The 11358-nt window shown below is 70.9% G+C and carries 8 protein-coding genes; 4 read left to right on the forward strand and 4 right to left on the reverse strand.

The genetic code is table 11. The features are described from left to right. Window positions 1-162: 162 nt before the first annotated feature. Window positions 163-918: a GPP34 family phosphoprotein gene (locus ACIRU3_RS15355; protein ID WP_404056307.1), complete on the reverse strand. Its 756-nt coding sequence runs from the start codon at window positions 916-918 to the stop codon at window positions 163-165. A gap of 181 nt (window positions 919-1099) precedes the next feature. Here ACIRU3_RS15355 and ACIRU3_RS15360 point away from each other — a divergent pair, with 181 nt between their 5' ends. Then, complete coding sequence (locus ACIRU3_RS15360; RefSeq protein ID WP_404056309.1) at window positions 1100-3625, forward strand: D-alanyl-D-alanine carboxypeptidase; 2526 nt, start codon at window positions 1100-1102, stop codon at window positions 3623-3625. Between the two features lie 185 nt (window positions 3626-3810). Continuing rightward, window positions 3811-5772: an MFS transporter gene (locus ACIRU3_RS15365; RefSeq protein ID WP_404056311.1), complete on the forward strand. Its 1962-nt coding sequence runs from the start codon at window positions 3811-3813 to the stop codon at window positions 5770-5772. A 55-nt stretch (window positions 5773-5827) separates the two neighbouring features. Here the strand turns inward: ACIRU3_RS15365 and ACIRU3_RS15370 are convergent, their stop codons facing one another. Next, window positions 5828-6676 (reverse strand): hypothetical protein, encoded by an 849-nt coding sequence (locus ACIRU3_RS15370; protein WP_404056313.1) that lies wholly within the window; start codon window positions 6674-6676, stop codon window positions 5828-5830. 92 nt (window positions 6677-6768) lie between these two features. Between ACIRU3_RS15370 and ACIRU3_RS15375 the strand changes: the two genes are divergently transcribed. Both ACIRU3_RS15375 and ACIRU3_RS15380 read left to right on the forward strand, forming a co-directional pair. Next, window positions 6769-7557: an SDR family oxidoreductase gene (locus ACIRU3_RS15375; protein WP_404056315.1), complete on the forward strand. Its 789-nt coding sequence runs from the start codon at window positions 6769-6771 to the stop codon at window positions 7555-7557. A gap of 159 nt (window positions 7558-7716) precedes the next feature. After that, window positions 7717-9288: a sodium:solute symporter family protein gene (locus ACIRU3_RS15380; RefSeq protein WP_404056317.1), complete on the forward strand. Its 1572-nt coding sequence runs from the start codon at window positions 7717-7719 to the stop codon at window positions 9286-9288. A gap of 85 nt (window positions 9289-9373) precedes the next feature. On the opposite strand, the gene ACIRU3_RS15385 is transcribed toward ACIRU3_RS15380, so the two are convergent. Next, window positions 9374-10489, reverse strand: a complete 1116-nt coding sequence (locus ACIRU3_RS15385) for an ADP-ribosylglycohydrolase family protein (protein WP_404056319.1) — start codon at window positions 10487-10489, stop codon at window positions 9374-9376. A gap of 95 nt (window positions 10490-10584) precedes the next feature. Then, the gene (locus ACIRU3_RS15390) at window positions 10585-11325 is read right to left on the reverse strand and encodes a TetR/AcrR family transcriptional regulator C-terminal domain-containing protein (RefSeq protein ID WP_404056321.1); all 741 of its coding nucleotides are present in this window, start codon (window positions 11323-11325) and stop codon (window positions 10585-10587) included. Between the last annotated feature and the right edge of the window lie 33 nt (window positions 11326-11358).

Here is an 11358-nt window from a genome sequence, read left to right on the forward strand (position 1 = left end):
CCCCGGGGGCACCGGGTGGGTTGGGGGGGGGGCCGGGGTCTGTGGGGGCCGGGTTGCCGGGGGGGGGCGGGGGGGGGGGGGGGGGGTTCCACCAGGGGCACCCCCCCCCCCCGCTCGAACCAGCGGCTCCCGTACCGGGTCTTGGGGACTGACGGTGCGGCTTCAGTGGGCCACGGCGCGTGCCATGGACCCGTGGTGCGGCTGCATCGGAACCCCGCGTGCGGGTTCCGGCGCGGTCCTGGGCCCGGGCCCCGCCTGGCGGCCGGCCGGGGCCGGACCGCGCCGCGGCTGGGCCGCCGCGCCGTTCTGCACATCCATCACGGCATGCGCGACCAGCCCGCCCATGGGGTCGTGCCGGATCAGATCCCGCAGCCGGGAACGTGAGGAGCGGCCCTCATTCCCCGGATACAGGTGCTTGCCGAGACCGACGGCGTGGGCCAGGGCGGCGAGCGCCGCGGTCCGCGGGTCCGGCGGAACGCCGGTGCGGATCGCGGAATCCAGCCGGGAACGGATCTCCCGGCTGATGGCGGTGTCCGTCGCCTGGTACCGCGTCGTCGGCAGCACCCCGCACATCTGACCCGGTACGGCGGCAACCATGCCGCACCGCTCCAGATGCGAGAGGTAGATCTGGCGGAGCCCCAGTCGTGGCCCGCCGATCCAATGGACCGCACGCACCGGAGCGCCGCGCCTTCGCAGCAACTCCAACGCGCAGTCCAGAGTCGGATCTCCAGTCGGCCGTGGTGCCACCACGGCGATACGATCCCCGTCTGGGGCTATCCGTCCGGCCAGCGCCAGCTCCACTAGCTGTGCTCCGGCCAGACCGAGGTCGAGCGACTGCGGCTGTGCAGTGGTACCCGTGGCCGGGTCCAGTGCCAGCAGCAAAAGCTCTTCCGGAATTGTTCTGCGGCTCCTGCCCATCCATGCCTCCCCGCGTGGATGAAAGACAGGGTGACCCCTCTCACATTGGTCTGTCGAGGGTGCGTGACCGGTTCGTAAGGGAACCGGTAGGTATGTCGTTCTCGTCTACCACAGGGGCCAAGCCCTCACACAGGACACTGGTACATGGTTCGGACAGGGCGCGCGCGTGAGCGTGCGGCGCATGGAGGAGGCATCGGTGGCGGGCGAGTCCCCCGACAGGTCGAAGCAGCACGAGTCGTCGGCGGAACCGACGTCGGGGAGCGCGGGTTCGGTTCCCGAGGCTCGCGATCCGCGGCTCGCGGTGTCCCGCGAAAAGGATTCCTCGCGCCCAGCGGTGGACACGGCGACGAAGATCCTTTCGGTACGCGAGGTGAAGCCGAACCCGGCCGACGACGAGGACGCCGACCTCCGCGAGGCGGTCTCGGCCTGGGTCCGCTCGGCCGAGTCCCCGAAGAAGCCGGAGCCCGGTCCCGACGCGACTGCAAAGACGCCTGAGGAGCCCGAAGGGCCCGGCCAGGAAGCCGACTCGGAGAACATCGAGCCGACGGAGCCCACAAAGCCCGCGGAGGACAAGGCGGACACGGGGTCCGGGTCGGAGTCGGACGAGGACGCCGACACCGAGGCGAAGACGGACGCGAAGCCGGGCAAGGCCCCGAAGGCGGACGCGACCGCAAAGGCGGAGGCGGACGCGGAGGCTGAGCAGGACGCCAAGGCCGACGCGGTGTCGGAGTCGGGCAAGGACGCGAACGCGGACGGGGAGTCGGACGAGGACGCCGACACCGACGCGAAGCCGAAGGCGGACGCGAAGCCGAAGGCGGACGCGAAGGCCGACGCGGTCTCGGAGTCGGACGCGGGCGCTGCCGCGAAGCCGAAGGCGGACGCGAAGGGCAAGGGTGCCTCGGAGTCGGGCGCCGGTGTGCAGCCGAAGGCGGACGCGAAGGCTGCCGTCGAGGACGAGGACCCGCAGGCCGCCGACGGTGAGGACGCCCCGCGGGGGCCACTCGCAGGCGCCGACGAGACCCGCACGGGTGGTGCGGGTGGGAACACGGACGCCGAAGGCGCAGCCGAGGCGGACGCGAAGGCCGAAGGCGCCACGAAGGCGAACGCGGGCACGGACGAGAAGGCCGCCGACGGCGAGAACGCCCCGCAGGGGCCACCCGCAGGCGACGACGAGACCCGCACGGGTGGTGCGGGTGGGAACACGGACGCCGAAGGCGCAGCCGAGGCGAAGGCCGCCGAAGCCAAGGGCACCGTCGATCAGCCCACCACCGTCTTCAAGGCCGTCCGCCCCAAGAAGCCCGAGGTCGACCAGCCGACCACCATGCTCAAGCTGGGCGGCAGCAAGTTCGTCCCGCTCAAGAACCCCGACGTCACCACCTCCGTCCCCCAGGTCGGCCCCGAGCGCACCACCCAGCAGCCCCTTCCGCCCAAGCCCCCGCTGGACCTGCTGGCCGAGCTGACGAACACGCCCCCGCCGGCGGAGACCCCGGTCCGCACGATCGTCCGCCGGGTCAAGATCTGGACCCCCCTGGTCCTCGTCCTGGCGATCGTCTTCGCGGTCGTACAGGCCTTCCGCCCCCTCCCCCGGCCCACCCTCGACCTCACCGTGAAGGACACCTTCACCTTCGACGGCGGCAAGCCCGGCATCCCCTGGCCCTCCAAGGGCCAGGCCGCCCTCGACGTCCAGGGCATCGGGACGTTCGGCTCCTCCGGCACCGAGAAGCCCGTACCGATCGCCAGCGTCGCGAAGGTCATGACGGCGTACCTGATCCTGCGCGACCACCCGCTCAAGAGCGGCGAGGACGGCCCGAAGATCAAGATCGACAAGCCCGCCGAGGAGCAGTCGGACGCGCACCAGGAGTCCACCGTCCGCGTCACCGCGGGCGACCGCATCTCCGAGCGGGAGGCCCTGGAAGCCATCCTCCTGCCGTCCGCCAACAACGTGGCCCGGCTGCTCGCCCGCTGGGACTCGGATTCCGAGAAGGCGTTCGTGACGAAGATGAACGCCGCCGCCAAGAGCCTCGGCATGACCAACACCACATACACCGATCCCTCGGGCTTGACGGACTCGACGGTCAGCACGGCCGTGGACCAGGTCAAGCTGGCCAAGGCAGCGATGGAGAAGCCCGCTTTCCGCGAGGTCGCGGCGATGATGTCGTACGACGACTACAAGGGCGTCAACCACTCCAACTACAACCGCCTGGTCGGCCACAACAACGTCGTCGGCATCAAGACCGGCACCACCAGCTCCGCCCTCGGCAACCTCGTCTTCGCGGCGAAGCAGGAGGTCGGCGGCGAGAAGCGCACCATCATCGGTGCCGTGCTTCGCCAGCCCGCCGGTGGCTTCGACAACACCATCATCAGCGGGGTCCTGGACGCGGGCGACAAGCTGATCCGGGCCGCGCAGGGCGCGCTGAAGCCGGCGACGATCCTGAAGAAGGGCGATGTCGTCGGGTACGTCGACGACGGGCTCGGCGGCCGGACGCCGGTCGTGGCCACCAAGGACGTCACGGCCGCCGGCTGGGCCGGTCTGCAGGTGAAGCTGTCCTTCGCCTCCGACGTCGTACCGCACACCGCGAAGGCCGGCACCACGGTCGGCACGCTCACCGTGGGTGACGGCGGGGACGGTGCCGTGAAGGTGCCGGTGGCACTGGAGAAGGCCCTGACCGAACCCGGCTTCACGGACAAGCTGACCCGTCTCGGCTGAGCCGGGCCCCCGCTTCCGCACTGCCGCACCCTGCCGACGGAGCCCCGCGGCGGGGTGCGTGCTAGCGTCACGAAACGGGGCAGGTCGCCGGTCACGGGACGGGACCGCGAACTGGACGAGAAACGGCCGGTAACACCGAGGGACGCGGCCGAGAACAAAAGACGGGACACGGGGAGTGCCTTCAGGTGGCCACAACCGAGCCGACACGCGCCGACGACGCCGATCCGGACCCGGGATCCGGCCCGCGAATACGCCTGTCCACGGCTGACACGTACGGTCATCACGGGGACCGCGCGGACAGCGGTACGAACGGCCCTGCGGACGGTGGTGCGGACATCCGCACGAACGGCCGCACGGACGGCCGCACGGACGGCCGCATAGCCGTCCGGCCCGAGGCGCGTCCGGGCGGACCCGCCCGTCTCCTCGCCGCCGCCGAGCCCCTTCGGCAGCGGCTCCTGCAGCACCCCGTGGTCTCCTTCACCGCCCTCTCGGGCGCCCTGCACATCATCTGGTTCTTCACGTTCGCGAACAGCGGCGGTGACCTCGCGGCCCAGGACGCCTGGGCGGAGTTCGTCGGCCGGCACCCGGACTCGGCGTACAACCTCGCCTGGTACGGGGGCATGCACCCGGTCTCGTACAGCGTGGTGTCGCCGTATCTGATGTCGGTCCTCGGCGTCCGTACGACGATGATGATCGCCGGGACGGTCTCGGCCGGCCTGCTGACCCTGGTGCTGATCCGCAGCCGGGCGGTGAAGAACCCGCTCTGGGCCTCGCTCGCCGGGGTCTTCGCCCTCATCAGCAACGCGGTGTCGGGCCGGGTGACCTTCGGACTCGGCACGATGTTCGCGCTCGGCGCGGCCGCGGCCGTCTTCTGCTGGCCCTACCGGTGGCGGTACAAACGCTGGGCGAAGGCCCTGGTCGCCGCCCCGCTGGCCGCGCTCGCCACGATGTCCTCGCCGGTCGCGGGGCTGTTCGTGGGCCTGGTGGCGGCCGCTCTGTTCCTGCAGAAGCGGCGGCCCGGCGCCTGGGCGCTGGGGCTCGCACCCTCGGCCGTGGTCGGCGTCTCCGCGTGGCTGTTCCCGTTCTCCGGCACCCAGCCGATGACCATCGGCTCGGTGATACTGCCCCTGCTGTACGGCCTGCTGTGCCTGTTCCTCGTCCCCAAGGAGTGGACGACCGTACGGCTGACGGCCGCCGTCTACAGCCTCGGCGTGATACTCGTCTGGCTGATCAGCTCGCAGATCGGCTCGAACATCTCGCGGCTGCCGATGATGTTCGCGGGCGCGACGCTGATCGCCGCGCTGCCGTTCACGGTGCCGCGCTCGCGCAAGTGGTACGTGACCGTGGTGGCCTTCCTGGGCTTCGTCGGCTGGATCGGCTTCAAGACGGTCGACGACATCATCCACACGACCCCGGCCGCGTCCTGGGCCCGTGAGCTGGCCCCGCTGGTCAACCAGCTGCAGAAGGTCGGCGCGGAGAAAGGCCGGGTCGAGGTGGTCCCGGCGCGCTCGCACCGCGAGGCCTCCGCGCTCGCGCCGTACGTCAATCTGGCCCGCGGCTGGAACCGGCAGGCCGACATGGAGCGCAACCCGCTCTTCTACGACGACACGCTCAACTCGGCGAACTACCACGAGTGGCTGCAGCGGTGGGCCGTGCACTTCGTCGTGCTGCCGAAGGACAACCCCGACGGGGACGGCGGACAGCGCGAGCGGGCACTGCTGCAGCGCGGGATGCCGTATCTGAAGCAGATATGGGGCGACGCCAACTGGCAGCTGTTCCGGGTGACCGACCCGGCGCCGCTCGCCGAGCCCAACGCGGTGGTGGACCGGGCCGAGCAGGGCGAGATGACCCTCGAGGTGCGCAAGGCCGGGCGGATCCTCATCAAGATCCCGTACTCGCCGTGGCTGAGCGTCGTCGACGAGCAGGGCAAGAGCCTGAAGGCGCCGCAGGAGACGGAGGCGTCCAAGCACCGGGGCGAGGGCACGCCGAAGACGTACGACAACGTCAACGGGTGCCTGATGGAGACGCCGGAGGATGCGAAGGGGGACAAGTGGACGATGCTGGTCGCTCCGCGCACCGGGACATACCACTTGGCCGCGCCGTACCAGTTGCCCCGCGGTACGCCGTGCCCGGACGAGCTGAAGTGACCCTCCGGGGGCTCCGCCCCCAGAGGCCCGTCTCCCACCCGCGCACCCGACTCGGTCAGCTGCGTAGCTCCGTGACGTAGCGGTCCGTGCCCGGCACCGTGGGGATGAAGGGTGCCACCAGCTCCACCCGGCCCAGCCCCGACTCCCCCACCTGTTCGTCCAGCCCGGTGAAGTGCCCTTCCCAGCACTCCCGCGGATCCGTCTCCAGGAACCAGAGCAGTGTCAGGCGGGTGTCGACGCCCTCCACCTGCTTGACGTAGGTCATGCGGTCGCCGGGCAGCGGTGTCGGCCGGAAGACCGTCACCATGGCCGCCGCAGAGCCCGCCAGACGCCCCGGGAGATGGCGGCCGCGGAGCCACTCCAGCAGCTGCGCGCGTTGCTCGGCCGACTCCGCGTCGATCACCTCCACCACCAGTCCGGCGTAGGGATGGTCGAGGGCGTGGAAGTCCCTCGGGCCTGCCGCGCCGTCCCGGTAGACCGTCGTCTCGTGGTCCTGGAAGGCCGTGAAGACGTGGGTGCGGGCGTGGTGGACGCGGGCGTCGCGGTTGAGGCGCTTGTTGATGGCGACCGTCCACTTCATGTGGTCGTCGTAGCGGCCGTCGGTGATCCAGTACGTGGAGATGTAGCAGCCGGCCGTGACCGGCTGGGCTATGGCCGACTTCTCGGGATAGCGCAGGAGTTGCAGGTCGCGGGTGGCGACCCAGCGGCGGCCGGTGTACATCCAGGGCATGGCCATGGCGCCGGCGTAGTAGTGGTCGTCCTCGTACCAGCGGTTGTAGGCGTACTCGTGACCGGGATGCGGCTCGACCATGGTGATCAGGGCGTGGCCGGGGTGGACGCCGTAGGGGCCCACGGCGGCCAGTTCGGCGTACGTCTCACTACGGGTGTCGGTCTCCTCGGACATGAACGCTCCTCCCCTTCCGTCCTCCTGCACTCGCCCATACTCTGACGCTCCGTCAGATGATGCGCCAGAGCCAGGACAGCTGGAGGTCCGCCATGTCACTGCTCGCAGGCAAGACCGTCGTCGTCTCGGGGGTCGGGGCCGGCCTCGGCCATCAGGTCGCGGCGGCCGTCGTACGGGACGGCGGGAACGCGGTGCTCGGGGCGCGCACCGAGGCGAACCTCGCCAAGAGTGCGGCCGAGATCGACCCGGACGGCGCGCGCACGGCGTACCGGGCGACCGACATCACGGACGAGGGACAGTGCGAGGCGCTTGCCGGGCTGGCGCGGGAGCGCTTCGGCTCGGTCGACGCGGTGGTGCACGTGGCCGCCTGGGACTCCTACTTCGGCGGGGTCGAGGACGCGGACTTCGCGAGCTGGCAGTCGGTCATCGACGTGAACCTGCTGGGGACGCTGCGGATGACGCGCGCCTGTCTGCCGGCCCTGAAGGCGGGCGGCGGCGGGTCGGTGGTGTTCATCGGGACGCAGTCGGCGGTCGCCGCGCCCTCCCAGGTGAAGCAGGCCGCCTACGCCGCCTCGAAGGGGGCGCTGACCAGCGCGATGTACTCGCTGGCGCGGGAGCTCGGGCCGTACCGGATCCGGGTCAACACGGTGCTGCCCGGCTGGATGTGGGGGCCGCCGGTGCAGGCGTACGTCCAGTTCACCGCGCACACGGAGGAGGTACCGGAGGCGGAGGTGCTGGGACGGCTGACGGGACGGATGGCCCTGCCGGAACTGGCGACGGACGGGGACGTGGCGGATGCGGCGGTGTTCCTGGCCTCGGACCGGGCAAAGTCCATCACGGGACAGTCTTTGCTGGTCAATGCGGGCGAGCTGATGCGCTGAGGCGACGCGACCCCGGCGCGCTTGTTCACGCATATGAACTAAGGTCACCACGACGAACATTTTTACTCGCTCTTGACCTTCCGCTTCCTTGCCGTGCGTGCATGTTCGAAACCAGAGTTCACATGCCTGACCCTGGCTGCGAACCCTGGAAGGGGACACATGAACGGTCTCGACTGGGCCGTGCTGATCGGCTACTTCGGAGTGATGGTCGCGATCGGCGTCTGGTCGCACAAGCGCGTCGACAACGTCAGCGACTTCTTCACGGCCGGCGGCAAGATGCCCTGGTGGCTCTCCGGCATCTCGCACCACATGTCGGGCTACAGCGCGGTGATGTTCACGGGCTACGCGGGGATCGCCTACACCTACGGCGTCACCTCCTTCATCACCTGGTCCTTCCCGATCGCGCTCGGCATCGCCATCGGCTCGAAGCTGTTCGCACCGCGCATCAACCGGCTGCGCTCACGGCTCCATGTGGCCTCACCGCTCGAGTACCTCAAGAACCGCTACAACCTCTCCACGCAGCAGGCGCTCGCCTGGTCGGGCATGCTGCTGAAGATCGTGGACGTGGGCGCCAAGTGGGCCGCGATCGCCACCCTGCTGTCGGTGTTCACGGGTGTGTCGCTGAACCAGGGCATCCTCATCACCGGCGCGATCACCGCCGTCTACTGCACGATCGGCGGTCTGTGGGCGGACGCGCTGACCGAACTCGGCCAGTTCATCATCCAGTTGCTGGCCGGCGTCTCGATGTTCGTCGCGGTCGTGCTGAAGCTGAACGACAAGAACATCGGCTTCTTCGGCGCCTGGGACGAGCCCGCGCTGCACGGCCACGGCAAGGCGCTGGTCGGCCCGTACGGCACGGTCTTCCTCCTCGCGTTCCTGTTCATCAAGCTCTTCGAGTACAACGGCGGCATGCTCAACCAGGCCCAGCGCTACATGGCCACGGGCAGCGCGCGCGAGGCCGAGCGCTCCGCACGTCTGTCGGCGGTCCTGTGGCTGGTCTGGCCGGTCGTCCTCTTCTTCCCCATGTGGATGTCCCCGCTGCTCGTCCACGCACAGAAGCCGGACGGCTCGGACTCCTACGGCCTGATGACCGAACAGCTGCTGCCGCACGGCCTGTTGGGCCTCGTCATCGTCGGCTTCTTCTCGCACACGATGGCCATGTGCTCCTCCGACGCGAACGCGATCGCGGCGGTCTTCACCCGTGACGTGGCTCCGGTGATGTCGGCCAAGGCGCGGGCGTGGGGCGAGCGTTCGGGCCTGATCGCGGCCCGTGTGACCACGGTCGTCTTCCTCGGCCTCTCCATGGCGGTGGCGACCCAGGTCAACTCCCCCGCCTTCAAGGACATCATCACGGTCGTCATCAAGTGGGTGGCCGGCCTCATGGGCCCGATCGCGATCCCGATGATGCTGGGCCTGCTCCGCCCGTTCCGCCGCTCCGGCCCGACGGCTGCCCTCACCAGCTGGGCGGCGGGCCTGCTGGCCTTCTGGCTGGTCAACTACCCCATCAGCTGGAACGTCGACGGCGGCGTCCCGCTCCAGTACCAGGTCTCGATCCCGCTGGCGGTCTCGCTTGTCCTGTACATCCTGATCGGCTTCCTTAAGCCGGAGGACACCCCCGAGCGCCTGGCGATCATCGAGAGGCTGAACACGGACGGGGACGGCGCGACGGCGGTACCGGTGCCGGCCGGGGCGGGCGACGACGTCGTGGGGGCGCCCAACCAACCCCTGTAGCCTGCCGGTTGATCACCGGCTCGGCATGAACGGGGACGCCATGAGTATGGACGCGGTGCGGGCGGGCCTCCGTCCGGGCCTGAGGTCAGGCTCGCGGATACCGCGCCAGCCACCCCGGTGACGACCCGGCGGGGCCGTGCAGTGCGGGTCCCTGGGTCATCTCCATCGCGAAGTCGTCGGCGAGTTCCAGGATCGTGGGCCGCCCTTCCAGCTCGGTCAGCCAGGCCGGCGGGAGGGCGGTTTCGCCGTGCAGGGCGCCGAGGAGACCGCCGGTGAGGGCGCCCGCCGCCGCCGAGGGGCCGCTCTGGTTGACCGCGAGGCACAGGCCGTGGCGTACGTCCTCCCCCACCAGCGCGCAGTACACGGCCGCGGCCAGCAGCCCGTCTGCCGTGCCGTCGCCGGCCAGCTCCTCCACCCGGCCCGGTCCGGGCAGGCCCTGCCGTACCGCGCCGAGCGCGTGCTGGAGGGCGTCGGAGACCGGCTGGTGGCCGGGGCGGGCGGCGAGCAGCGCGAGGGCCCGCTGCACGGCGCCGTCCAGGCTCTCGCCGCGGGCGAGGCCGTGCACGATGACGGCGTACGCGCCCGCCGACAGGTAGGCGATGGGGTGGCCGTGGGTCTGCGCGGCACACTCCACGGCCAGCTGGATCACGAGCTGGGGCTCCCAGCCGACCAGGAGGCCGAAGGGCGCGGAGCGGGCCACGGCCTCCGGGCCGAGTTCGCCGGGGTTCTTCGGGGTCTCCAGGGTGCCCAGGGTCTCGTCGCCGAGCCCGACGAGCAGGGCCCGGGTCGGATCACGCCGGGCGTACAGCCACTCCTCGCGCGCCAGCCACCCGTCGTCCTTGCGGCGCTCGTCGGGCCCCCAGTCCCGTTGGGTGGCGGCCCACCGCAGATAGGCCCGGTGCAGATCGGTCGGCGGGTGCCAGGCGCCGGTGTCGCGGCGCACCTGGGCGCGGATCAGCCCGTCCACCGTGAAGAGGGTGAGCTGGGTGTGGTGCGTGACCGTACCGCGCTGTCCGTGCCCGAAGGCCAGGTCGAGCAGCCCCTCCCCGCCGTACACGGAACGGATCTCGTCGAGGGCGAGCGCGTCGGCCGGCCCGCCGAGCGCGTCGCCGACGGCAACGCCGAGCAGGGTGCCGCGCACCCGGCTGCGGAAGTCCTGCTGCTCGGCGCGGCCCCAGACGGCACCGGACGTGGCACCCATCCAGACCTCCTCACGGCACCGCCCGTACGTACGACGCTCAGCACTGTAATCGACCCGGGACGGTCGGTTCACGGGGGCAAATCGGCCCGGCCCGGTCATTCCCGTACAGCTATGAGCGCTTCGACCCCGTCCAGGATCCGGTCGAGGCCGAAGTCGAGCGGGTCGATGCCGGCCGGGCCGAAGGCGCCCTCGGCGATCGCCCTGGTGAGCGCGGGGAAGCGGTCCGCGTGCCGGGCGATCAGTTCGCCGGTGAGACGGTTCCACTCCCCATCCTGCTCCTCGTCGTGGTCGGACATCTGCTGGGCGAGGTTGCGGACGAGACCGACGAGGAGCAGAAAGACCTGGTGGCGCTGGGCGGCACCGAGGCCGGCCGGCTCCAGGGCGGCGAGCGCCGCGTCCAGCCAGCGCAGCTGCTGCGGCCCCATGGCCTGGCGGCGCATCGCGGTGGCGGCGAGCAGCCAGGGGCGGGCGGCGTAGACCCGCGCACACTGCCGCGTCCACTCCCGCACCCCTGCCCGCCAGTCCTCGTCCCGCACGCCCGACAGATCCGGTCCCTCGGCCAGCACCGCCTCCACCATCAGCTCGACGAGTTCGCTCTTCCCCGGGACGTACCGGTACAGCGCCATGGCGGACACCCCGAACCCGGCGGCCACCTTGCTCATGGAGACCGCGTCCAGTCCTTCCCCGTCGGCCAGTGCGACGGCGGCCGCGGCGATCCCCTGCGGGGTCAGCTTCGGCTTGGGCCCGCGGGTGGGCTGCTCCTGCTCGCCCCACAGCAGCGCGAGGCTCGCCCGCGGGTCACGCGGCTTGTCCTGCTCCTTGTCCCGGGCGGCCATGCCGTTCCTCCCCTTCGGTCCCGGCGAAGTCCA

This window comes from Streptomyces sp. NPDC101151, assembly GCF_044768335.1.
In the GTDB taxonomy this organism is placed as follows: Bacteria; Actinomycetota; Actinomycetes; order Streptomycetales; family Streptomycetaceae; genus Streptomyces.